The organism is Bacillus sp. BB51/4, from assembly GCF_008368845.1.
Lineage (GTDB): Bacteria > Bacillota > Bacilli > Bacillales > Bacillaceae_G > Bacillus_A > Bacillus_A wiedmannii.
In genome coordinates this window covers 490,925-514,536 of the sequence record NZ_QOSC01000005.1, presented here as the reverse complement: position 1 = coordinate 514,536, position 23,612 = coordinate 490,925, and the positions used below count along the sequence as shown (strand labels likewise).

At 36.9% G+C, this 23,612-nt stretch carries 31 protein-coding genes; 4 read left to right on the top strand and 27 right to left on the bottom strand.

What is annotated here, in order from left to right; genetic code table 11:
* Positions 1-66 precede the first annotated feature (66 nt).
* The 11 genes from argR to accB form a co-directional block, all read right to left on the bottom strand.
* The gene (gene argR, locus DN392_RS05030; RefSeq protein ID WP_001032581.1) at positions 67-516 is read right to left on the bottom strand and encodes an arginine repressor ArgR; all 450 of its coding nucleotides are present in this window, start codon (positions 514-516) and stop codon (positions 67-69) included.
* Positions 517-658: 142 nt separating this feature from the next.
* On the bottom strand, positions 659-1,498 hold the full coding sequence (locus tag DN392_RS05025) for a TlyA family RNA methyltransferase (protein WP_001274750.1): 840 nt from the start codon (positions 1,496-1,498) through the stop codon (positions 659-661).
* Between the two features lie 3 nt (positions 1,499-1,501).
* Positions 1,502-3,394: a 1-deoxy-D-xylulose-5-phosphate synthase gene (dxs, locus tag DN392_RS05020; protein ID WP_000366437.1), complete on the bottom strand. Its 1,893-nt coding sequence runs from the start codon at positions 3,392-3,394 to the stop codon at positions 1,502-1,504.
* Positions 3,395-3,697: 303 nt separating this feature from the next.
* Positions 3,698-4,588: a (2E,6E)-farnesyl diphosphate synthase gene (gene ispA, locus DN392_RS05015; protein WP_000150358.1), complete on the bottom strand. Its 891-nt coding sequence runs from the start codon at positions 4,586-4,588 to the stop codon at positions 3,698-3,700.
* Positions 4,588-4,818, bottom strand: a complete 231-nt coding sequence (xseB, locus tag DN392_RS05010) for an exodeoxyribonuclease VII small subunit (protein ID WP_000428423.1) — start codon at positions 4,816-4,818, stop codon at positions 4,588-4,590. Before xseB ends, ispA begins: the two co-directional genes overlap by 1 nt.
* Complete coding sequence (gene xseA, locus DN392_RS05005) at positions 4,808-6,166, bottom strand: exodeoxyribonuclease VII large subunit (RefSeq protein ID WP_000415269.1); 1,359 nt, start codon at positions 6,164-6,166, stop codon at positions 4,808-4,810. The genes xseB and xseA overlap by 11 nt, the downstream gene beginning before the upstream one ends.
* Before the next feature lie 26 nt (positions 6,167-6,192).
* The gene (gene folD / locus DN392_RS05000) at positions 6,193-7,053 is read right to left on the bottom strand and encodes a bifunctional methylenetetrahydrofolate dehydrogenase/methenyltetrahydrofolate cyclohydrolase FolD (RefSeq protein WP_000226735.1); all 861 of its coding nucleotides are present in this window, start codon (positions 7,051-7,053) and stop codon (positions 6,193-6,195) included.
* A gap of 23 nt (positions 7,054-7,076) precedes the next feature.
* Positions 7,077-7,469 (bottom strand): N utilization substance protein NusB, encoded by a 393-nt coding sequence (gene nusB / locus DN392_RS04995; protein WP_000830244.1) that lies wholly within the window; start codon positions 7,467-7,469, stop codon positions 7,077-7,079.
* A 347-nt stretch (positions 7,470-7,816) separates the two neighbouring features.
* A complete protein-coding gene (locus DN392_RS04990) occupies positions 7,817-8,209 on the bottom strand; it encodes an Asp23/Gls24 family envelope stress response protein (protein ID WP_000807630.1) in 393 nt (130 codons plus the stop codon).
* A gap of 23 nt (positions 8,210-8,232) precedes the next feature.
* Positions 8,233-9,585 (bottom strand): acetyl-CoA carboxylase biotin carboxylase subunit, encoded by a 1,353-nt coding sequence (accC, locus tag DN392_RS04985; protein WP_000592872.1) that lies wholly within the window; start codon positions 9,583-9,585, stop codon positions 8,233-8,235.
* 16 nt (positions 9,586-9,601) lie between these two features.
* Positions 9,602-10,090 (bottom strand): acetyl-CoA carboxylase biotin carboxyl carrier protein, encoded by a 489-nt coding sequence (gene accB / locus DN392_RS04980; protein ID WP_000472875.1) that lies wholly within the window; start codon positions 10,088-10,090, stop codon positions 9,602-9,604.
* A gap of 469 nt (positions 10,091-10,559) precedes the next feature.
* On the opposite strand from accB, the gene DN392_RS04975 reads away from it, so the two are divergent.
* Positions 10,560-10,754, top strand: a complete 195-nt coding sequence (locus DN392_RS04975) for a hypothetical protein (protein ID WP_002107729.1) — start codon at positions 10,560-10,562, stop codon at positions 10,752-10,754.
* 78 nt (positions 10,755-10,832) lie between these two features.
* Here DN392_RS04975 and DN392_RS04970 read toward each other — a convergent pair whose 3' ends face one another.
* The 9 genes from DN392_RS04970 to DN392_RS04930 are packed head-to-tail and all read right to left on the bottom strand — an operon-like array spanning position 10,833 to position 16,336.
* Complete coding sequence (locus DN392_RS04970) at positions 10,833-11,471, bottom strand: SpoIIIAH-like family protein (protein ID WP_149237914.1); 639 nt, start codon at positions 11,469-11,471, stop codon at positions 10,833-10,835.
* Positions 11,472-11,486: 15 nt separating this feature from the next.
* The gene (spoIIIAG, locus tag DN392_RS04965) at positions 11,487-12,149 is read right to left on the bottom strand and encodes a stage III sporulation protein AG (protein WP_000368870.1); all 663 of its coding nucleotides are present in this window, start codon (positions 12,147-12,149) and stop codon (positions 11,487-11,489) included.
* Positions 12,139-12,771: a stage III sporulation protein AF gene (gene spoIIIAF, locus DN392_RS04960; RefSeq protein WP_001161039.1), complete on the bottom strand. Its 633-nt coding sequence runs from the start codon at positions 12,769-12,771 to the stop codon at positions 12,139-12,141. Before spoIIIAF ends, spoIIIAG begins: the two co-directional genes overlap by 11 nt.
* A gap of 12 nt (positions 12,772-12,783) precedes the next feature.
* On the bottom strand, positions 12,784-13,956 hold the full coding sequence (gene spoIIIAE, locus DN392_RS04955) for a stage III sporulation protein AE (RefSeq protein WP_000943696.1): 1,173 nt from the start codon (positions 13,954-13,956) through the stop codon (positions 12,784-12,786).
* A gap of 10 nt (positions 13,957-13,966) precedes the next feature.
* Positions 13,967-14,350: a stage III sporulation protein AD gene (spoIIIAD, locus tag DN392_RS04950; protein WP_077393170.1), complete on the bottom strand. Its 384-nt coding sequence runs from the start codon at positions 14,348-14,350 to the stop codon at positions 13,967-13,969.
* Between the two features lie 23 nt (positions 14,351-14,373).
* The gene (gene spoIIIAC / locus DN392_RS04945) at positions 14,374-14,577 is read right to left on the bottom strand and encodes a stage III sporulation protein AC (protein WP_000020914.1); all 204 of its coding nucleotides are present in this window, start codon (positions 14,575-14,577) and stop codon (positions 14,374-14,376) included.
* 14 nt (positions 14,578-14,591) lie between these two features.
* Positions 14,592-15,107, bottom strand: a complete 516-nt coding sequence (spoIIIAB, locus tag DN392_RS04940) for a stage III sporulation protein SpoIIIAB (protein ID WP_000238693.1) — start codon at positions 15,105-15,107, stop codon at positions 14,592-14,594.
* Positions 15,101-16,027 (bottom strand): stage III sporulation protein AA, encoded by a 927-nt coding sequence (gene spoIIIAA, locus DN392_RS04935; RefSeq protein WP_064056473.1) that lies wholly within the window; start codon positions 16,025-16,027, stop codon positions 15,101-15,103. Before spoIIIAA ends, spoIIIAB begins: the two co-directional genes overlap by 7 nt.
* A 27-nt stretch (positions 16,028-16,054) precedes the next feature.
* Entirely contained in the window at positions 16,055-16,336 is a 282-nt protein-coding gene (locus DN392_RS04930) for a YqhV family protein (RefSeq protein ID WP_000816054.1), read from the bottom strand.
* A gap of 294 nt (positions 16,337-16,630) precedes the next feature.
* Between DN392_RS04930 and DN392_RS04925 the strand changes: the two genes are divergently transcribed.
* Complete coding sequence (locus DN392_RS04925; RefSeq protein ID WP_064470276.1) at positions 16,631-16,951, top strand: hypothetical protein; 321 nt, start codon at positions 16,631-16,633, stop codon at positions 16,949-16,951.
* Between the two features lie 36 nt (positions 16,952-16,987).
* Here DN392_RS04925 and efp read toward each other — a convergent pair whose 3' ends face one another.
* Genes efp through DN392_RS04905 form a run of 4 tightly spaced genes read right to left on the bottom strand, consistent with a single transcriptional unit; the run spans position 16,988 to position 19,614 of the window.
* Entirely contained in the window at positions 16,988-17,545 is a 558-nt protein-coding gene (efp, locus tag DN392_RS04920) for an elongation factor P (protein WP_000626521.1), read from the bottom strand.
* A 21-nt stretch (positions 17,546-17,566) separates the two neighbouring features.
* Positions 17,567-18,628, bottom strand: a complete 1,062-nt coding sequence (pepQ, locus tag DN392_RS04915) for a Xaa-Pro dipeptidase (RefSeq protein ID WP_149237913.1) — start codon at positions 18,626-18,628, stop codon at positions 17,567-17,569.
* 4 nt (positions 18,629-18,632) lie between these two features.
* Positions 18,633-19,073 (bottom strand): type II 3-dehydroquinate dehydratase, encoded by a 441-nt coding sequence (gene aroQ / locus DN392_RS04910; RefSeq protein ID WP_000757087.1) that lies wholly within the window; start codon positions 19,071-19,073, stop codon positions 18,633-18,635.
* A 52-nt stretch (positions 19,074-19,125) separates the two neighbouring features.
* Positions 19,126-19,614 carry a YqhR family membrane protein gene (locus DN392_RS04905; protein WP_142292469.1) on the bottom strand — a complete coding sequence of 163 codons (489 nt, stop codon included), beginning with the start codon at positions 19,612-19,614 and terminating at the stop codon, positions 19,126-19,128.
* 244 nt (positions 19,615-19,858) lie between these two features.
* On the opposite strand from DN392_RS04905, the gene DN392_RS04900 reads away from it, so the two are divergent.
* Positions 19,859-20,779, top strand: coding sequence for a DUF1385 domain-containing protein (locus DN392_RS04900; RefSeq protein ID WP_000807116.1), 921 nt, complete (start codon positions 19,859-19,861; stop codon positions 20,777-20,779).
* Between the two features lie 79 nt (positions 20,780-20,858).
* Positions 20,859-21,260, top strand: coding sequence for an SA1362 family protein (locus DN392_RS04895; protein ID WP_001014467.1), 402 nt, complete (start codon positions 20,859-20,861; stop codon positions 21,258-21,260).
* On the opposite strand, the gene DN392_RS04890 is transcribed toward DN392_RS04895, so the two are convergent.
* The 3 genes from DN392_RS04890 to splB all read right to left on the bottom strand — a co-directional run bounded on the left by DN392_RS04890 (position 21,257) and on the right by splB (position 23,572).
* On the bottom strand, positions 21,257-21,919 hold the full coding sequence (locus DN392_RS04890) for an HAD family hydrolase (RefSeq protein ID WP_000643920.1): 663 nt from the start codon (positions 21,917-21,919) through the stop codon (positions 21,257-21,259). The two genes, DN392_RS04895 and DN392_RS04890, sit on opposite strands and share 4 nt — an antisense overlap.
* Before the next feature lie 54 nt (positions 21,920-21,973).
* Positions 21,974-22,402, bottom strand: coding sequence for a transcriptional regulator MntR (gene mntR / locus DN392_RS04885; RefSeq protein WP_001143070.1), 429 nt, complete (start codon positions 22,400-22,402; stop codon positions 21,974-21,976).
* Positions 22,403-22,546: 144 nt separating this feature from the next.
* On the bottom strand, positions 22,547-23,572 hold the full coding sequence (gene splB, locus DN392_RS04880) for a spore photoproduct lyase (protein WP_000802113.1): 1,026 nt from the start codon (positions 23,570-23,572) through the stop codon (positions 22,547-22,549).
* Positions 23,573-23,612: the final 40 nt, after the last annotated feature.

Here is a 23,612-nt window from a genome sequence, read left to right as displayed (position 1 = left end):
ATTTTTAACCAATAAAAAAATCCTGTTCACTTTCCACTTTACAGAGGAAAGTAAACAAGATTTTTTTTACAACATATTTAAGAAACGATCAGAGACAACACCTGTATCTTCAGGTGTACGGCAAATAATTAAGCAAGTATCATCACCACAAATGGTTCCGATGATCTCATCCCACTCTAAATGATCAATAAGTGCTCCAAGTGAATGAGCGTTACCAGGCAGTGTTTTTAGCACAAGCATATGTCCTGCCGTGTCTAATTTTACAAATGAATCCACTAGATTGCGTTTTAATTTTTGTAACGGGTTAAATCGTTGATCTGCTGGCAAGCTATATTTATAGCGCCCATCATGTAATGGCACTTTCACTAAGTGCAGTTCTTTAATATCGCGCGATACTGTTGCTTGCGTTACATTAAATCCCTCATTACGTAAAATATCAACTAATTCATCTTGTGTTTCAATTTCTTTGTTCGCAATAATTTCCCTGATTTTAATATGGCGCTGACCTTTATTCATACATTTGCACCTCACACTATCTCTTACCATAGTTTAAACATTGGTATACTTCACTTATTTATGTTAACTTATAATTCGTTGCTTGTACACAATTGTTTTTACAATCATTATACAATTACAACAAAAAGAGGAACAACATATGTTATTCCCCTTTTCCTTTTTGTTTTAGGACATCATGCGCCTCTGTAACTACTTGCTCAACAGAAACTGGAGAATGATTTTCGCCATTCTCACGTTCACCATGCCATTTCAGATGAACTAAAAATTCAATATTACCATCCCCGCCCGTAATTGGTGAGAATGTTAAACCTTCTACGTCGTATCCTTCTTTTATAGCAAAGTCGACAATCATTTCTACGACAGCCTCATGTACTTTTCGATCACGAACGATACCTTTTTTCCCAACTTGCTCTCTTCCAGCTTCAAACTGTGGTTTAATTAACGCTGCTACATCCCCATTAGGCATAAGCATTGTTTTTAAAACCGGCAGTATAAGCTTTAATGATATAAATGAAACATCGATACTAGCAAATTGCGGTAAACCACGGTCTAAGTCTGCTGGTGTCACGTAACGGAAGTTTGTCCGTTCCATTACGACAACACGCTCATCTTGACGCAATTTCCACGCAAGTTGATTGTATCCTACATCTAATGCATAAGATAATTTCGCTCCGTTTTGAAGCGCACAATCTGTAAAGCCACCAGTTGATGAACCAATATCTATCATAACTTTATCTTGTAAATCCAGGTGAAATGTCTCTAATGCCTTTTCAAGTTTATAACCACCACGGCTTACATACGGCATAACTTGTCCCTTCACCGTAATCTCTGTATCTTGTGGGATCTTCTCTCCTGGCTTATCAAGTCTCATCTCATTCGCATATACAAGTCCGGCCATAACGGCGCGTTTTGCTTTCTCACGTGTTTCTATAAGCCCTCGCTCTACTAATAGTACATCTACTCTTTCTTTTTTTGCACTCATTTGTTACGCCCTTTTTTGTTTTGATGGAATCATTGTATGAATACGGTCTACAACAGCATCTGTCGTTAAACCAATTTCTTCTAATAATTTTGTTACACTACCGTGCTCTATGAAACGGTCTGGAATACCCATTCGTTCAATTAACGCACTATGGTACCCGTTCTCAGATGCAAATTCAACTACTCCCGTTCCAAAACCACCAATTAAACAAGCTTCTTCAATCGTTAAAATCGGTATATTTTTCCCTAAGAGATCATGTAAATATGCTTCATCCATCGGTTTAATAAAGCGAGCGTTCACTACTTTTACTGAAACTCCAGCCTTTTCAAGACGCTCAGCTGCTTCCATTGCCATTGGTATTGTCGTACCAAATGTTAAAATAGCCGCTTGTGTACCTTCTTTTAACGTTTCCCAAGTACCGATTGGAATCGCCTTTAATTCTTCATCCATATGAACACCAAGTCCATTACCGCGCGCATAACGCAATGCGATTGGTCCATCTTCATATTGCATCGCCGTATATACTAAATGTTGCCCTTCATTTTCATCTTTCGGCATCATAAGTACCATGTTCGGCAAATGACGTAAGAATGAGATGTCAAATACACCTTGATGCGTTTCACCATCTGCTCCTACTAAACCAGAGCGATCGATTCCGATGAAGACATTTAAATTTTGGCGGCATATATCATGAACAACTTGATCATATGCTCTTTGTAAAAATGTTGAATAAATCGCTAAGAATGGCTTCATTCCTTGCGTTGCCATACCCGCCGCCATTGTTGTAGCATGCTGTTCTGCAATACCTACATCAATCATACGATCGGGGAATTCTTTTTGGAATTTCTCAAGTTTCGATCCAACAGGCATTGCAGGTGTAATTGCAACGATACGCTCATCCGTTCTCGCTAGCTTAAGTACTGTATCACTAACAACAGCACTCCATGCTGGTGCAACTTCTTTCGGTTTAACGAAGTCACCTGATTCAATTTTATAAGGCCCTGTTCCATGCCAAGTTCCAATAACATCACTCTCAGCTGGTTTAAAACCTTTTCCTTTTTTCGTAATAACATGAACAAGCACTGGGCCTTTTGTTTTCTTTGCATATTGCAACGTTTCGAATAACTTTTCATAATCGTGCCCATCAACTGGACCTAAATATGTAAAGCCTAATTCTTCGAAAAAGACACCGGATACTAGTAAATATTTAAGACTATCTTTTATTTTCTCTGCTGTCGCAGCAACTTTCCCACCGACTGCTGGGATTTTCTTTAATATATACTCTAGTTCATCTTTTACCCAATGGTATTTCCCTGCGGTACGTAGACGTCCAAGTACATTATGAAGCGCACCAACGTTTGGTGCAATTGACATTTCATTATCATTCAAAATAACAATCATGTCCGTTTTTTCATGTCCAATATGGTTCAATGCCTCTAAAGCCATTCCGCCGGTTAGAGCACCATCTCCAATGATTGGTATAACATATTCTTTCGTTTTCTTTAAATCACGTGCTAGAGCCATTCCCATTGCAGCAGATAATGATGTCGAGCTATGGCCAGTTTCCCATACATCATGCTCACTCTCGCAACGTTTTGGGAAACCACATAGACCTTGATATTGCCTTAATGTACCGAATTCCTTTGCACGTCCTGTTAAAATTTTATGTACATAGGATTGATGTCCTACGTCCCATAAAAATTTATCTTTCGGACTATCAAATAATTTATGCAGAGCAATTGTGAGTTCTACTACACCTAAATTAGGTGCAATATGTCCACCTGTTTGAGAGAGCTCTTCAATTAAAAACTTACGAATATCCTCACTCAATCCCTCTAGTTCACCGATAGACATATCTTTCAAAAAACTAGGGTTTTGAATTTGCGTTAGATCCACATGGATCACTCACTTTCATTTCATAATCTGTCAACATGTCAAATATTATAAAAAACATTTACACAAAACAAGAAATTATCTTTTTTTTATTTTTCACCTTGTCCTGCAATTAACCAGTCTATTGCGCCCTAATCCTATTATAAACCATATTTCTTTAGGCGATGAAAAAAATAGCCGCTAACACGAAGTGATAACGGCAATGTAATCTACATATATTTTTGCCAATAACAAGAAAAGAAAAACCTTTTCCTACATTTATATCATAAAATGATGAATGACTCAACAAATGGAAACGCTGTTATATTAGTTATTACGTTTTGCAATCAAATCGCAAATAGATAGTAAATATTCATCTTGTAATTGCAAGGAACGAATAGCACCTTTTGCTTTTGCAATTGTTTCTTCTAAAATATCCTTTGCTCTATCTACAGTAAATAACGTCGTATATGTGCTCTTTTCGTTGGAAACATCACTACCAATCGGTTTTCCAATCTCTTCTTCGGTTCCTTCCACATCTAAAATATCATCTCGAATTTGGAAAGCTAGGCCGATATATTTTGCAAACGCAAGTAACTTTTCTTCTTGTTCTTCTGTGGCATCAGAAAGTATCGATCCTGCAAGTACAGCGAATTCAAGTAGTTTCCCAGTCTTATGCTTATGAATATACTCCAACTCATCAATCGTAAGCTGTTTCCCTTCAGCTTCCATATCTGCCACTTGTCCGCCAACCATTCCTTCTGGTCCTGCCGCTTTTGCAAGCTCAAGTACAAGTCTTACTTTTTTTTCAGCAGAGATTTCCTTTTGTTCATATGCCATAATAACTTGAAAAGCATACGTCAACAAACCATCGCCTGCTAAAACTGCCATCGCTTCACCAAATACTTTATGATTTGTGGGCTTACCTCTTCTTAAATCATCATCATCCATACAAGGTAAATCATCATGAACTAACGAGTATGTATGTATCATTTCAAGAGCACAAGCTGCACCTATTCCAAGATTTTTTTCTTTACCAAACGCTTGTAATGTCGCAAATAAAAGTAACGGGCGGAGACGCTTTCCACCCGCTTCCAAAGAATATGCCATCGCTTCACGAAGTACATTTGGACATTGTAATTCATTTGCATAGCTTACAAGCTTCTCTTCTACGAAAGTTTTACTTTCTTTCAAAAAAGTATCAAAAGCAATAGTCACTATGCTTCATCTCCTAAAGCAGTAAACGGTTCAAGCTCTCCATCTTCCCCAAGAATAACTGCCATTTGTTCTTGTACGTTCTTCAACTTCTCATCACAAAGCTTAGATAATTCCATACCCTCTTTAAAATAAGAAATTGCTTCTTCTAAAGGTACGTCACCTTGCTCTAGCTTAGAAACGAGGTGCTCAAGTTGCGAAATTGCCTCTTCAAAGCTTAATTTATTTTCCATTATTCAATTCACGCTCCTCTATGCCTGATACGCTACAATCTAGTATTCCATCTTGTAATTGAACTGAAACAGCATCTCCAAGGCTGACATCTTTCACACTTTTTAACACTTGCTTCTCTTCATCATATACAAGCCCGTACCCTCTCATCATTACTTTAAGCGGACTTAACGCTTCAAGTTTTTGAGCAGCTCTTACAAAGGCAAATTCTTTCGTTTGAAGTAATGTTTGCATTTCACGTTGCAATTGCTTTTGCAATGTTTCAACCGCTACCTTCGTTTGCATAATTTTTTGAGCTGGGTGGTGCTTCTCTAAATAAAATGAAAGCTGTTTTAACTGATTTACCTTTTTATCAATATAGCGCTCTTTCGCTAAAACAAGCTGTTCTAACGCTCTATCTAATTGCTCTTCTTTTTGCTCATATACTTGTCTTGGATAACGGAACGCATAAGATTTTTGCAATACTTGTAGTTTTTCTTCTTTTTTATGTACTAACTCTCTCATTGCTCTTTGCAATCTTAGAGTTCTTTGTAATACCTTTTCTTGTAACTCTATAATGTTAGGCGCTGCCAGCTCAGCTGCTGCAGTCGGTGTTGGCGCACGTAAATCGGCAACAAAATCCGCAATTGTAAAGTCCGTTTCATGGCCTACTGCCGAAATAATAGGGATCTCACTCTTAAAGATTGCCCTTGCTACCATTTCTTCATTGAAAGCCCATAACTCTTCAATAGAGCCTCCCCCTCGCCCAACGATTAGGACATCTATCTCTCCCATTTCATTCGCTGTACGAATCGCTTGTACAATTGAGGGAGCTGCTGACTCCCCCTGTACAAGTACCGGAAACACAATAACATTTCCAATTGGATAACGACGTTTAATCGTTGTTATAACATCACGAATCGCTGCCCCTGTTGGCGACGTAATCACACCTATTGTTTTAGCATAAGGAGGAATTGTTTTTTTATAAACTTGAGAAAACAAACCTTCTTCCTCTAAACGAACCTTTAATTGTTCGTAAGCTAAATGCAGGTTTCCGACTCCGTCAGGCTGCATGTCTTGAATATAAATTTGATAAGAACCACTCGCCTCGTAAACGGAAATTTTCCCTTTCACAAGTACCTTCATCCCATTTTCAGGTCTGAATTTAATATTACGATTATGACCCGCAAACATAACCGCTGCGATTCTTGCATTTTCATCTTTCAATGTAAAGTACATGTGGCCACGACTATGATTTTTAAAGTTGGAAATTTCACCTTTTAACCAAACAGACTGCAAATGCGGATCATATTCTATTTTTGTTTTTATATAGCGTGTTAACGCTGTAACGGTTAAATATTGTTTTTCCATTTCTCTCTCCTCATAGCCGACTCAAATTATTTACAAACGACACCTGCACGCTTAGCAGATTCAACAGTATTATGAAGAAGCATTGTGATCGTCATTGGACCAACACCCTTTGGCACAGGTGTAATGTAACCTGCAACATCTAACACGTTGTCAAAGTCAACATCACCACAAAGTTTACCTGTTTCTAAACGGTTCACACCAACGTCGATTACAACCGCTCCTTCTTTAATATAATCAGCTGTTACCATTTTAGGTCGTCCAACAGCTACGATTAAAATATCAGCTAACTTCGTTAACTCTTTCATATTTTGCGTTTTAGAATGACAATATGTTACAGTTGCATTTTCATTTAAGAACAATTGCCCCACTGGCTTGCCGACAATATTACTTCTTCCAATTACTACAACATGTTTTCCTGAGATATCAAGATTTGTTTCTTTTACTAATTCTACGATACCGTGCGGTGTACATGGAAGGAATGTATCTTGTCCCGTCATCATACGTCCCACGCTGATTGGGTGAAATCCATCTACATCTTTTTCTGGTGAAATTCTTTCAATGATAGCTTTTTCTTCAATATGTTTTGGTAAAGGTAATTGCACTAAAATGCCATTAATACGGTCATCGCCATTTAAGCGATCGATTTCAGCAAGCAAACGCTCCTCAGTAATTGTTTCAGGAAGTTCAATTAGCTCTGAATAGATTCCTACTTGTTCACAGCCCTTTTCTTTTCCTTTTACATAAGAACGAGATGCTGGATCTTCTCCAACTAGAATAACTGCTAATCCTGGTACAATCCCTTGCTCTTTCAACTTCACAACTTCTTCTGTTAATTGTGCTCGTTTTTTCTCCGCAACTTCATTTCCTTTGATGATTACTGCTACCATTTTAAGATTCCCCCTTAAAGAAATTACAGTGTATCTTTTATATTAGATAAAACGCCGTTAATAAAACGACGAGATTCCTCATCCCCAAATGTTTTAGCAATTTCAATCGCTTCGTTAATTGTTACGTTGTGTGGAATTTCTTCCATGTATTTCATTTCATACACAGCTACACGTAAAATACTGCGATCAACAATACTAATACGCTCCAGCTTCCATTTTTTTAAGTTTTGACGAATCGCTTCATCAATTACTTCTTTATTTTCTACAAAACCTACTACAAGTGATTCTAGAAAATCATTTGTTTCTTCACCTTCATCTAGCGTGTTTTCCACCGCTACTTTCGGTTCTAATTCACCTGTAATATCCATTTGGTATAATGCTTGCATAGCTCTTTCTCTAGCCGTCCTACGTTTCATTGTAACTCTCCTTTATGCTTCAAGTCTTTCCTTATGCTTTGTTATATTATTATAATTTATAAGCCGTCAATTCACTTACTCTTACAGTTTTCATTGATTTTCCAACCTTATAATACAATGATAATAACACAATTTATCGTTTCACACACGGGTTACAAGGCTGAAAAATAATAAAAAGATTAACTTCAAGTTCCATATCTTATCACAATGTACGTTTTTTGGAAAAACGAAACATCTTCTTTTTGATTTCTTATTTTTTGAAATAGTATAATAATTAGAGGGTTTTAATTTGTGAAGAAATGAAACGATAAAAAAGATGCCTATGTTACTAGGCACCTTTTTCATTCTTACACTGGTTCAATTTCTGTTTTTTGTGTTTCGAATGTTACGCCAACGATGTGAACATTCACTTCTTTTGGCTCAAGCCCTGTCATTGTAAAGAGTGCCTGGCGAATGTTGTCTTGAATCTTTTGTGCAACAACTGGAATTGCTACGCCAAAATACATTACAACATAAAGGTCAACGATAATATCTTCGTTTGCTAATTCAACCTTTACACCTTTACCATGATTTTTCTTACCTAACTTCTCAACAACATCTGTAGCAAAATTACCACGCATTGCCGCTACACCTTCTACTTCAGCAGCTGCAATACCTGCGATTACTTCAATTACTTCTGGTGCAATTTCTACTTTACCAAGAGTTGTATCTTGACCCATATCTAACATATGTTCAGCCATGAAAAAAAACCTCCTTTAATGTATCACTGCGTCACAAGTTCATGCTCTTCCAAAAACTTCGTATTAAACTCACCTTTTACAAAATCAGGATGATCTAGCAATTGCAAATGGAACGGGATTGTTGTATGTACGCCTTCAATGACAAACTCACTGAGTGCACGCTTCATTTTTGCAATTGCCTCTTCACGTGTTTTTCCGTGAACAATTAATTTAGCAACCATCGAATCATAGAAAGGTGGGATTGAATATCCCGGATATACAGCTGAATCGACGCGAATACCAAATCCGCCTGGTGGCAAGTACATTTCTACTTTACCTGGGGATGGCATGAATTTTTTGGCAGGGTTTTCCGCATTAATTCGGCATTCAATTGCCCAACCATTAAATTGTACTTCTTCTTGCTGTAACGATAACTTTTCTCCAGAAGCAACACGAATTTGTTCTTTAATTAAATCCATCCCTGTTACCATTTCAGTAACTGGATGCTCAACTTGAATTCTCGTATTCATCTCCATGAAATAAAAGCTTTTCGTTCTATATTCATAAATAAACTCAACCGTACCAGCACCTGTATAATCAACCGCTACCGCCGCTTTAACTGCCGCATCACCCATCTGCTTGCGAACATTTTCATCAAGTGCAGGTGATGGACTTTCTTCTAGTAGTTTTTGCAAGCGGCGCTGAATTGTACAATCACGCTCTCCTAAATGAATGGCATTTCCATGTGTATCTGCCATTATTTGAATCTCAACATGGCGGAAATCTTCAACGTACTTTTCTAAGTATACACCAGGGTTCCCAAAAGCGGTACTAGCTTCTTGCTGTGTAATTTGAATTCCTTTTACAAGCTCTTCTTCATGGCGTGCAACACGAATACCTTTTCCGCCGCCACCTGCAGTCGCTTTAATAATAACTGGATATCCAATTTGATTAGCAAGCTCGATCGCTTCTTCGGTATTTTTAATAATCCCTTGTGAACCTGGTACAATCGGAACCCCTGCTTCTTTCATTGTATCACGAGCAACGTCTTTTGTGCCCATCTTTGAAATAGCTTCTGGACTTGGACCGATAAAAATCAAGTTACATTCACGGCATAGCTCTGCAAAATCTGCATTCTCTGCTAAAAATCCGTATCCTGGATGAATAGCATCGCAGCCTGTTAACTTCGCAACACTAATAATGTTCGTCAAATTTAAATAGCTTTCTTTCGAAATCGTTGGTCCTACACAATACGCCTCATCAGCAATTTGTACGTGAAGTGACTCTTTATCTGCTTCTGAATAAATTGCGACTGTTTCAATATCCATTTCTTTACAAGCACGAATAATTCGTACAGCAATTTCCCCACGATTGGCTATTAATACTTTTTTTATCATCACAAAGACTCCCTTATTACGCTTTTACAAGAAATAGCGGTTGTCCATACTCAACAAGCTGTCCATTATTAACAAGAATCTCAACAATTTCACCATCTACATCTGCATCGATTTCGTTAAATAACTTCATAGCCTCAACAATGCATACGATAGAATCTTTTGATACTCTGTCTCCTACACTTACATATGCAGGTGTATCAGGCGAAGATGAAGAATAGAATGTACCTACCATCGGTGATGTAATTTTATGTAGGTTTTCATTTTGAACCACTTTTTGCTCTTCTTGTTTTGGTACTTCCACTTGTGCTGCCGCTACTGTTGTTTCAACTTCAACAGGTGCTACTGGTTGCACGACTTGTTTTGCTACAGGTGCTTGCACCGCAACAACTTCATTACCACGCTTTTTCATTTTGATTGTCGTACCATCTTTTTTGTATTCAAATTCATCAATATTAGAGCTATCAATTAATTTAATTAATTCACGAACTTCTTGAATTTTAAACATGTAAAATCCACTCCCATACTCTTGTTTGTCTCGTTTTTACAGATTCTCGTCACTAAAACTAGATTGACTGTAAAAATACGATGTACTCTATTAGAAAATGTATTTCATTTACTAATAGAAATAATTGCTATTTCCATCTTACGATAAATTTTTTAAACATTCCAATTTATATTTCTTTATAATAAATCGAAACTCCTGTAAAAATATTATTTCAATAAAAATTTATTACCTAGTAATAATACCAAGTTTCACACAAAATTGGCAAGACCACTTCCTAAAAAACATTCCTTACTTTTTCAAAATGCTACACAATAAACAGATCATTACCGCTCCACTCTTCACTTCATCTATAGTCAACAACATATTTTTACCAAATATTATTTTTTTGTTTACACACCGTTCATCATTCCTTCATATAAGAATAGTATGTTCAAAGTGTAGAAAATATATCGTATCGAGGTGTGGACATATGATATGGCTCATTCTCTTCTTACCTGCCGTAATGGTCTGGGCATTCGTTCTCTTCATCCACGTCAAATCTGGAAAAAGTAATCATCATTACCATGAACCGCTAATCTTTTACTCACAACGTATTTCTCCGTTCCGAGTTGAACATAATAAAAACAACTACAAAGACGAAACAGAAAAAAGCTATCGAAAATGATAGCTTTTTTCTATAACTATTTTCAAACAATCCGATTCGTAAAAACTAATAATCCGCGAGGGATTCCCTCGCGGATTATTATTTCACACCTACATCTTTTGATCCGCCTTCACTTCTTACAAGCTGTATAATTTTATTCGCTTCTTTTTGTGAATGCTTTGCTGCTTTCACAGTTACTTTAATGTCAGTTCCATCAGCTCTTACAAGGGCATCTTTATATCCTCCTTGAGACTTAATCACTGTCTCAAGTAATTCTTGCTTCGTTTCCATTGTAGTAATTGCATCAAAATTATCTTTCGCTTTACTCTTTTCTGTTGCTGAAGATTTTGCTGAATTCATCACTTCTTGTAATCTTGATTTTTGTTCACTTAGCTGATCTTCCATTTGCATACGTAACGCTGTGAAATTTTCATCACTGGATTGAACTGTTACGTTAGCATCTTTTTTACTTGTTTCTTTTTGAGCACTCTCTTTTTTGTTCGTTTCTTTGTTTGTTTCTTTATTTGATGTTTCCTTGCTTGTATTTTCTTTTTTTGGCGTTTCTTTAGGTGCTTCATTTGTTACTGCTTTATCAGTACCTTGTTTTTCTTGTCCAATCTTTTCACCTGTTGCCGGCGATGCTGTATTCATTTTGTCAGGAGTTGTTACGTAATAAACAGATAGTACAACAACTAAACTTAACATCGTTAATAGCCAAACCGTTTGTTTTTTTAACACTTTATTTCCTCCCTATCAATTTTTCGGTGATACTGAAACACGATGAGCTGGTACATCTAGCAGCCGTATTACAGCTTCTTTTACCATCGCTTTAACTTGTATATTATCCACTCCTTTTGCTACGACAAGAACACCTCGTACTTTCGGTTTCTCTGTTCGTAAAACAACGGGAGTTTCTTTATCACCTTCACGTATAATGACTGTCTTTTCATCAAGGGACTCATCTTCTACTTCCCTCTTACCACCTGTCTTATCTGTTTCACCTGTTGTTTGTGAACGTTTCACTGTGTTTTTTTCTAATATTTTTTCCTCAGATGAATCTAAATTTACTTTAATCGTTACATTTTTTACTCCCGCTATTTCTTCTAAGGCTGCTTTTAATTCTTGTTCATACGCTTTTTCATACTTTTCTACATTTGACATACTATCATTATTTTTTTGTCCAAAAGTTGGTACGTCTTTTTCTTGGTTTTGCGTTTTTTGTTCTTTAAATACAGGTACTTCTTCTTTTTTACTTGAAAAAAGACTACTAGAAAACATAAGCAAAATCCCAAGAATGAGTAGGACAAGTAAAAACTTAGGTGTTATCTTTTTTCCCTTCTCATTGCTTTCTTTTTCATCCCCATTCAATAAGTTTCGAAAAAATGAGAACTTCGAATTTTTATCTTTATTGTCCATTTACTCTACCTGTCCTCCCTTCCATTTGAACTTGGATTTGTTTATTCTCTAGTTGCCACCTGCTTGAAAAGAAATCTTTCATTTCTACATTCGTTTCTTCTACTTTTTTCGGAGGTTCCTTCGTGTTAATTTCAACTGGTTTTACTGTTTCGATTGCATCATTTTTACTACGTTCTTTTTCTTTCAACGTCACAACAACAGTTTGAATATCTTTTGCTGACTTTACTTCCGCTGTACTTTCCGCTGCGACTATTTGTATTTCAGAGACTGTCATACCATACTTTTTCTCGAATTCTTTTCCTACTTCTTTTTTCATTTTGGTAGCCATCTCTTCTAAACTATATGCACGTGTTAGAGCTTGTATTTCTTTTTTCTTCGAATCTATTGAATTTTTTACAGATCCTTCTGCTACGTACTTCTCTTCATTAAAATTTGCGATTACTTCATTCACATCTGTTTGCAGTAGTTTAAAAAGGGGCGTTAAGATTAAAACAACTAATAATAGACTTACAACGAATTTAACGTACTTTTGCAAATTTGAATTTGGAAGAATAAGATGAAGCATTGTCGCTAAGAGTAAAAAAACGATAATGTTTCTAATCCACTCTGTAACAAATTGCATACCCTTCACCTCCTACCGCATCATAAGTGTAATGTTCCCCGCAGCGATAATAATTGTGATACTTAAAAAGAACATAAATGATACGATAGCTAAGCAAGCAAATACATAAATGATGCTTCGCCCAATAATATCTAAACATTGAATAATTGCTCCGCTGCCAACTGGCTGTAATACTGCTGCTGCGAATTTATAAATAAACGCAATACAAAAAATTTGAATCGCTGGAAAAGCAACAATTAAGCATAGAATGACGAGCCCGATAATTCCGACTGTGTTTTTTAATAATCCCGATGCACTAATAACAGTATCCGCCGCCTCTGTAAACATTCTTCCTACTACGGGAATAAAGTTCCCTGTTACAAATTTAGCAGTTTTCACAGCGATTCCATCAGCAACAGCTGTCGCTGTTCCTTGTACAGATAATACCCCTAAAAAAATCGTTAAAAAAATACCGATAATCCCAACGCTAACGTTTTGCAGAAGCTTGGACAATTTCGTAACTTTATATTGATCACTCATCGTACTTACAATACTTAATATCGTTGCAAGTAATAAAAGTGGTAGAACGATATAATTCATCAAAAGCCCGCTCGTGTTCATTAAAAAGATAATAATTGGATGAAAAAACGATACAGATACAACACCACCTCCAGTTGCTATAAGTGCAAGCAAGATTGGCAATAGCGCTAATATGAAATCTACCATTGTTTGTATCGTTTCTCTTGCATATGTCATGACGACATAAAAACTATTTAAAGCGAAAATAATAAGTACCATATATACAACAGCATCGGCAATTTTACTTACACTGCTCTTTGAAAATGCAGATTGCAGTGATTGCAACAATGCACTAAAAATTGTAAGCATAATGAGCGTTCCAAGTAGCTTCCCATTTGCAACAAGCTCGTGAAATAAATACTTTAATAAACCTAACATCCACTCTTTTATAGAAATTTCTTTTTCTCCCTTTACAAACTCCATAAAACTACCTTTTTGACTCTCTGGTAAATAACCTCCATATTTTGTAACAAGCCCGTCCCAAAATTGCTTCACATCTTCAATTCCGAGCTTATCCAATTGTTGATCAACGACGTTTGTTTCTACAGGAGAAGCTTGTACAACAACCGGTAAAGAAAAGAAAAGGAAGCAAGCAAATAGCAGCTTAGCTCCAAACCCCCTCAACATTCACTCCCCCTTATCCCGTCGGTAAAAATCCAAGAATAGTTTCAATGACAACCGTCAAAATAGGAATCGCCATTACTAAAATTAAGATTTTTCCAGCTAATTCAATTTTTGAAGCGATTGCACCCTGCCCTGCATCTTTTGTAATTTGTGCTCCAAACTCAGCAATATAAGCAATCCCAATAATTTTTAGCAACGTTTCTACATATACGTTGCTAACTTTCGCTTCACTCGCTACTCTCTCAATCATTTGTAAAATAGAGTGAATTTGATCAATTAAAATAAGAAACATCACGCTACCTACGAACACAATAAATAACGACGTAATGCTAGATTTATGCTGATTTAATACAGCCGCTAAAAACGTAGCAACGAGGCCTAATCCGACAATTTGTATAATTTCGATTCGAACCGCCTCCTTTACTGGAAGAGAAAGACACTCTTAATCTTGTCGAATAGCGTATTAATTAAAAATGCCACATGAAATAAAATAACGACAAAACCGACAAGGATAACCCAATTTGCAATATCCTCTCGCTTTAATTCTTTTAGTACGGTATGAATAAAAGCTAAAACAATGCCGATTCCGGCGATTTGAAATATTAATCCAACATCAATGGACATCGCCTTTCTCCCTCCTATAGTAGTAAAATTACGATAAGTAGCCCCGCTAGTACCCCTAAGCTCTTGATCATTTTTTCGTATTGCAGTTGTAATGCTTTCGCTTCTTCTTCTTCTCTCTCTAAATGTGTAATGCATAAGCGAATATGTTTTTGTTGTGATTCACGATCATGTTGTCCGAGCGTTTCACCAAATTGCTGCAAAATCTCGTACTCAGTTTGTTGAAATGCTGTTAGCTTCCAATTTTCTTTCAAACTATCTATCCAAGCTTCTCTTACTGTTTGTTCTCCGCCTTCTAGCCTTCTAGCGAAACTTTGAAATATCCAATTTAACGGCTTAGGCATTTGTTTCACTAATCGCTCGGCAGCTTCAGACAAAGGTGTGTGCCCATACATAATTTCTGCCTCTAATGATTGAAGTGCCGCTTTTAATAATCTAAGTTGCCTTGGTCTCTCACTGTATCTTTTAGCGTATGAAAATCCGAAAAAGGTGCTGACCGCAACGATTAACACTGCACCAAATATTTTCACCATACGCTTTGCGCCTTTCTATGAGGTAATACCGATTTTCCATATTTATCTTTTACTTGCATAACTGTTCCTGGCCCTCTTGCTTTTGATAGCTCCACAAACCTATCAAATATACCGAGCTCCAGCACCGCTTTTAGTGATGGACGTTTCACAACATCATCATAAGAAAATCCATGTGCGCTTATAAAAAGCTGAACCCCAGCATGCACCGCCTCCATAATTGCTTCACTATCTTCTTTACGCCCAATTTCATCTACAATCAAAATATCTGGACTCATAGAACGAATCATCATCATCATTCCTTCAGCTTTTGGACATGCGTCTAACACATCTACTCGTGTGCCGAAGTCATATTGCGGAATACCTTTCACACAACCTGCAATTTCTGACCGCTCATCAACAATCCCCACTTTACAAGAAGGAATTTTCGAAGCACTTACACCTTGACTCATACAACGTGCTACATCTCTTAAAAGTGTTGTTTTCCCCGTTTGCGGTGGGCCAATTACCATCGTGTTTAACCATCGTGATTCATACAAATACGGCAAAAGTGGTTCAGCAATTCCTATTTTTTGACGAGCGATACGAATATTAAAAGAAGAGACATCTCGAATCATTTTCACTGCGCTTTTTTCTGTAATGACTTTTCCAGCTAAGCCGATTCTATGTCCTCCTCGAAGTGTCACATACCCACGTTTTAATTCCTCTTCCATCGTATAAATTGAGAATTGACTTAACTTATTCAATAAGTAAATGGCATCCTCTGCTGTAACGATATAGTCATAAAAAAACACTTCGCCATGAGCAATACACTCTAGCGGTCTTCCAATTCGAACACGAATTTCCTCTAGAGCATCATATTGCTTACAACTTTCCACTAGCCGCTTCATCGTTTTCGGTAAAACTTCTAATACTTCTTTCATCAGCTTCTCCCCACTATACTCGACTTACTATTTCAACAACGCGATAAAAATGCAGCCAATTCCAAGCGCTAGAAAAAAGAGTTTCAAGAAAGAAATCTCACTTGCCACACTCGCTATGCCTATTGTCATTGTTAAAATTAATACGGTCGGTCCAACAAACGCCAACATACCATTTATAAACAATGCTTTCTTCGCATCATTCACATAAAGCATAAGCAAAGCGGCGAATATTTCCGCGCTACCTGAAAACAACCGAAGTAACCCCATTACAAGCACGGATGTTTCCATTGCCGCTAGCCACTGTTTCATTCTCCCACCTTCTCCCATAACGGTTACTAATGCTATATGCTGAAAAAGAATATATTTGTACAACCATATGCAGGGGTTGTCTATTTCAGAAGTAAAAACATAATATTTCTCTATCTTCTATCCGTAGTCCGAATATTCGTATTGTTCAATGGGATATTATGGTATATTCAGTAGTGATGGAGAGTATAGACGATGCAGCATGAGAGATAGAACTAAAGTCATCTCGTGTACTACATATCGTATCGCGCCATTTTAAAAAAATTGACTATATGTGCAAAATGAGGGGGGGAAAGTATGAAGGTATTGAAAATTAGTTTAACAATTGTAATAGAATTAGCTCTTATTTATCTTTTTTCAAAATTGGTCGGTTGGTCATTTATGGAGACCTTTTTCCTTGGAAGTTTAGCGATATTTGCAATTATGTGGTTAATTATTATGAATACTCATAGAAACAACATTACGGATCACGCAATCAGTAAAACACTGACTGGCGTTGAGACTGGCGAAATAAAACCATTTCAAATTGTTTTCACTCCATATATGGCGGGTACTCTTTCACTTGTTTTAGTTAGTTTTATTATCACTACTATTTACTATCTACCCTATTTCCTATAAAAAAAAGCACTCGTGATGATCACGAGTGCTTTTCTACTATGCACGAGAAACGTATTTACCTTCACCAGTGTTGATGATAAGCATTTCGCCTTCGTTAATGAAGATTGGTACTTGTACAACAAGACCAGTTTCTAATGTAGCTGGTTTTGTTACGTTAGAAGCCGTATCGCCTTTAATACCAGGCTCTGTTTCTGACACTTTTAATTCAACTGTGTTCGGAAGTTCAACACCAAGTACTTCATCTTGGTATGTCATAATAGATACTTCCATGTTTTCTTTTAGGAATTTAAGTTCGCGCTCGATTTGGTTTTCACCAAGTTCGATTTGCTCGTAAGTTCCGTTATCCATAAATACGTGAGACTCACCGCTCGCGTATAAGTATTGCATACGACGGTTTTCGATGTGTGCTTTTTCTACTTTTTCACCTGCACGGAATGTTTTCTCTTGAACAGATCCTGTGCGAAGGTTACGTAGTTTAGAGCGAACGAATGCAGCACCTTTACCTGGCTTTACGTGTTGGAAATCCATTACTTGCCAAAGGGCATTGTCCACTGAAATTGTTAAACCTGTACGAAAATCGTTTACTGAAATCATGTAAAAAAATCCTCCTGTATATTACAAAATAATAAGTTCTTTTGGTGATTTCGTAATTACTTCATTACCTTCACTTGTTACAATGATATCATCTTCAATACGTACGCCGCCAATACCTGGAATATAAATACCTGGTTCTACTGTTACAGCCATTCCTGGTTCAAGTACTGTATCAGAACGGAACGCTAAACCTGGTGCTTCATGGATTTCAAGACCAATTCCATGACCAGTAGAGTGTCCAAAGTATTCACCATATCCTTTTTCCGTTATGTAATCGCGCGTTAACGCATCCGCTTCACGGCCTGTTAAACCAGCTTTAATACCGTTCACACCACGTAATTGTGCTTCTAAAACGATATTATAAATTTCTTTCAATTTATCAGATGGTTCACCAACTGCAATCGTACGAGTAATATCAGAACAATATCCTTTGTAATAAGCGCCGAAGTCTAATGTAACGAAATCTCCTGTTTCTATCACTTTTTCAGATGCCACGCCGTGCGGTAATGCCGAACGAAGACCTGAAGCAACGATAATATCAAACGAAGAAGATGTTGCTCCTTGTTTTCTCATGAAAAATTCAAGTTCATTTGACACTTCAATTTCAGATACTCCCGGGCGAATGAATGATAGAATATGTTCAAAGGCAGCATCTGCAATCTGTGCAGCTTCCTTTAATATCTTAATCTCTGAATCAGTCTTTATCAAGCGTAACTTTTCTACAAGCTCAGAAGTTGGGATAAATTCAGCATCGATTACTTCTTTATGCGCTGAATAAGAACTATATGTAAGAGTATCTTGCTCAAAGCCAAGCTTTTGAATTCCCAGTTCCTTCACTTGCTTTGCAACTTCATCAATGATTAATCCTGCATGCTGTACAATCTCGTATCCAACCGCTTGTTTACTAGCCTGCTCTACATAACGGAAATCTGTAATAAATTGAGCACGATTTTTCGAAATCAGTACAACACCAGCTGTTCCTGTGAAGTTAGCCATATATCTACGACTATGTTCATTTGTTAACAAAATACCGTCAATACCAGCCTCATCAAATGCACTTCTTACTCTTTCGATTTTCTCCATTACTTTATGCCTCCCTCAATTTCTCCATTAATGCAAATAACGCTAACTTATAGCCATAAAAACCAAATCCAACAATTTGTCCCGCACAAACAGCTGCCGTCACAGATTCATGACGGAACGACTCACGCTGATGAATGTTAGAAATATGTACTTCAATAACAGGAATCGAAATGCTCGCAATTGCATCTCGAATCGCATAGCTATAATGCGTAAATGCTCCAGGATTTAAAATGATCCCTTCATATATATCTTCCGCCTCATGAATACGATCGATAATCGCACCTTCATGATTCGATTGGAAACATTCTAACTCCACTCCCATTGTTTCTGCTTCTTGCTTCATATCTGCTTCAAGTGTCGCTAGCGTGCCCTTTCCATATACATTTACCTCCCTGACACCGAGGCGATTTAGGTTAGGACCGTTTACGAGGAGTACCTTTTTCATATGTTTAAAACTCCTTAATATTAAATATCTATATAACATTTTAACATAGGAGTCACTTATTTGAATAGTTTGTCTTCTCTCCCCCTTCTCGCTCAGCTTTATTCGTATTTACTGCGTAGGAAACAGAGTATGCTATAAACACACCATACAATATAAAAATACATACCGTCGTCACAATTGTTTCTTTCGGTAAATGGAGTGCACTTTTAATGGCAGGCGCTATTAATCCCATTCCGAAAAATAGTAACGCCCACCAAAATAGCCCATAAATCATCCCTGGAATAATTCCTTCAAACTTTGCCAAAAACGCTTTATACAAAAAGGCAATTAAAATCGAAAGTAGTCCCATACAAACAATTCCTGACACATTGCCCCATACCCCTTCTTTCCAGCTTCCAAAGGCAAATGGTAAAAGTAAATAGTTCGGTCCTGCTTCCGTAAATGAAAATATATGAAGGAAATACCATATCCCTCCCCAAAAGATTCCACCAAATAAACCAATTTGTACAAAATTCCTTGTTCCTAATTGTTCTTGACTCACATCGACACCTCCGCTCAATAGTATGCCCGAAACTATTTTGAACCATGTTTAAATACTGCGAAATTTGTCTATAAAAAGAATAAGAAATGTCCGACTCTCGTAACATTTTTCCTTGTCATATACTTGTATTTGTCGATAAAATAAAGGAAACTCGGTGATTGTCTTATTTCAAAATGACAGAACCCAGTATGACAATTGCCTCTTTTTCTACATAAGAGAGAAACAAATACAGGTTGGTGTTAACATGGCAGAAGAGTCAAAACAAATATATGGCGGGCAAGCAGTCATAGAAGGAGTTATGTTTGGCGGTAGAGAATATACTGTTACAGCGGTTCGTCGTAAAGATAAATCGATTGAATTTTATCGATTACCACGCGTTCGTAATAAAGCATTATCTATCCTGAAAAAAATTCCATTTTTACGAGGGATTGCCGCTATTGTGGATGCAAGTGCGAATGGAGCAAAACATTTAAACTTTGCTTCAGAACGATTTGATGTCCACCCAGAAGAAGACGAACAAATTGCAAATAACAAAGAAGAACAATCGAAATTAACGATGGTATTAGGAGTTGCAGCAGTTGGCGTTTTATCTTTCATATTCGGTAAAGTCATTTTCACAGCAGTTCCTGCACTACTAGCTGAATTAACGAGACCAATTTTCCCTTCTCATACAGGGCAAATCATTGTCGAAAGTGTCATTAAGCTCATGCTATTATTGAGCTATATATACTTTATTTCTTTAACCCCACTTATTAAGCGGGTATTTCAGTACCATGGTGCGGAGCATAAAGTAATTAATGCCTATGAGAATAATCTTCCAATGACTGTAGAAAATGTGCAAAAACAAACTCGCCTTCATTATCGCTGCGGCAGTAGCTTTATTATATTTACAGTCATTATTGGAATGTTTGTTTATTTCCTTGTCCCTACAGATCCACTTTGGGCCAGAGTCGTAAACCGAATTTTATTAATTCCAGTCGTTCTCGGCATTTCTTTTGAAGTGTTACAATTTACAAATCGATTACGCGATATTCCAGTATTACGCATACTTGGATATCCCGGATTATGGCTGCAACTATTAACAACGAAAGAACCAACAGATGATCAAGTGGAAGTAGCCATTGCATCGTTTGAAGAATTATTACGTTTAGAAAACAAACAATAATTATTTAAAATTGGTGTTCAACTCCTTTCCTCATCGTTAATATACTAATTTTAATATATGTTTTTAGGAGGTGTCCCTTATGAACGGTCGTTCGTTTACATTCGCTATAGTTATGCTTATTATCGGATTAGCAATATTCGGCCTTGTTTCATCTGTCATTACAAATCCAATGGGTGTATTAAGAAATATCGGGTACATGTTACTTGTTGTCGGTATCTTTTATTTGCTATACAAGATGTTTACAAATTCTAGTGGTTCTGCAAATTCGCAAAGCTCTTATAAGCGTGCAGCGAAACAATCGAACCGCAAACATGGGAAACAAAATGTAGCACCCCTAAGCAATTCTTTCTTGAAATCAAACGCTTCTAATGACAAAGGTAAGAAAGGCGCTCCTTCCACTTTGAAGCGAAAGAGAAAACAATCCCATTTAACTGTCATTGAAGGCAAAAAAAACAAAAAGAAAGACCGTGCTTCCTTTTAGGAAATACGGTCTTTTTTTATATTTTGTAGTACTTCTTTCAAACTTTTAACTTTCATACTTTCAATTCGAAGATGATGATTTTCAAATGGTAAATTCCGTGTCACATCATTAGGTACAACAACGCACTTTAATCCTGCTGCAATCGCTGCTTTTAATCCGTTTAACGAGTCTTCAAATACAACAGCTTCAGACGGATCAATCCCTAAATCTTCTATCGCAATTCGATAAAGTGCTGGATCCGGTTTTACCTTCTCAACATCCTCCCTTGTTTTAATGACTTCAAAATAATCTCGAATTTGTAGCTCTTCCAAAAAAGAAGTAACCCATTCTCTAGATGAACTGGAAGCTAATGCGATTTTCAATCCCATTTCTTTCGCTTCCTCTAAATATTCTTTTACCCCGTCACGAGCTTCTGGTATTTTCATTTTCTCTTTATGTAAAGTTTTCACTTTTTCTTTTAATGCATCCTTGTTAAACTTCTCTTTTAATTGCTCATTTAAATATGCATATAGTACATCATCTGTCGTTCCAATACATTTTGCAAATTCCTCTAAAGGTAACTCCCCACCGTACTCACGAACGGCGTCTCTGAAAGAGTGGAACCATATTGTTTCTGTGTCCACAATTAATCCATCAAAATCAAAAATAATTGCTTTCATAATTTCCCCATCCTTTTCGGTTGAAATAAAAAAGGAAACGACATACGTTCCCCCTTAATTACTTTTCTCTTCATTTGCTTTTTGAACGCCACGAAGTGTTTCCACTCGAATCTCATCTTGTTCAAAATATTGCACTAGATCACCAATGCGGTCAATTGCTTCCCAACTTAAATGATGTTCAATTCCTTCTACATCATTGTAAATTTTACTTTCATCCAAACCGATAATACGCATAAATTGCTCTAGCAAGTCATGACGGTATACGAGACGCTCTCCGATTTTTTTACCTTTTGATGTTAATACAAGCCCTCTATATTTTTCATAAATTAGATATTCATCTTTGTCTAATTTTTGCACCATTTTTGTTACAGAGGATGGATGTACACTCAGCGCTTCAGCAATATCAGATACGCGGGCATAACCCTTTTCATCAATCAACAAATAAATTTGTTCAATATAATCTTCCATACTAGGGGTAGGCATCGGTTTCCTCCATCCAATTTCATTTTGCTCATTCCGTACGAAGCAATCAATAAAATGATACACCAGAAAGAATAACGTGACAAGTTGAAAACAAGCCTAAATATTTAAAAGAAAAAAGAACTTGCATTCCAATACAAGTTCTTTTCATGTAAAATATTGAATTTCTGCGTTAGGAAAAAAGTGATGAATATATCCTCTAATCGTTTCTTCCAATACTTCTGCATCATCTTTTTTATATACGTATTTCCCGATGCCATATCGTCCCCATTTATATTTGCGCTTCTCTTCATCCATTTCAAGCTTCGTATTCGGATAACGCTCTTGAATGACTTTTTTTGCTGGTTTTGTAAAGCGATGTTGAATTAATTCAAATGTTAAATTCGGTATCGACAAATCTTTTAGCGCATTGTACAGTCGCTCAAATAGTTCACGGTATCCTTCTTCCCATCCTTCATGCATATAAAGTGGCGCAACTATAAACCCAAGTGGATAACCCGCACCTGCTACTTTACGAGCTGCTTCAATTCGTTCTTCAAAAGGTGATGTCCCAGGCTCAAAATTTTTGATTACATACCGTGAATTAATACTAAATCGAAAACGAGTTTTCCCATTATGTTTTGCATCTAATAAATGATCAACGTGCGAATATTTCGTAACGAAACGTAAACGCCCATGCTCACTTTCTCCAATGAATTCAATCGCCCGCTTTAATGCATGTGTTAAATGATCAATTCCAACAATATCTGATGTACAAGCCGCTTCAAACCTTGTTATTTCTGGTGCTCTTTCATACATATACTGCTTTGCCTTCTCAAATATTTCATCAAGATTGACATACACGCGAACGTAAGGCTTACTCCCAAGTGTCGTTTGCAAATAGCAATAATGACAATGTCCCATACACCCCGTTGCGAGCGGGATTGCATATTCAGCTGACGGTTTTGACGTATCAAACTTTAATGTTTTCCTCACCCCAACGACAAGTGTTGCCTTTGCATTACGATACTTTTGCAAGTCATTTTCACCTGGCAAATTTCTAATTTGATTATGGGATGTCGTTTCACGAATTTCTAATCCCATCTTCGTAAACTTCTCATACAGCTCTTTTCCAAGCGGATATTCGAGTGCCTTCGGTTCAAAGTAAACGAGTTTTGGCATAAATGGTTTCATATACTTCCCTCCTCTCGTTAGTATGGGAAACGATGAAAAA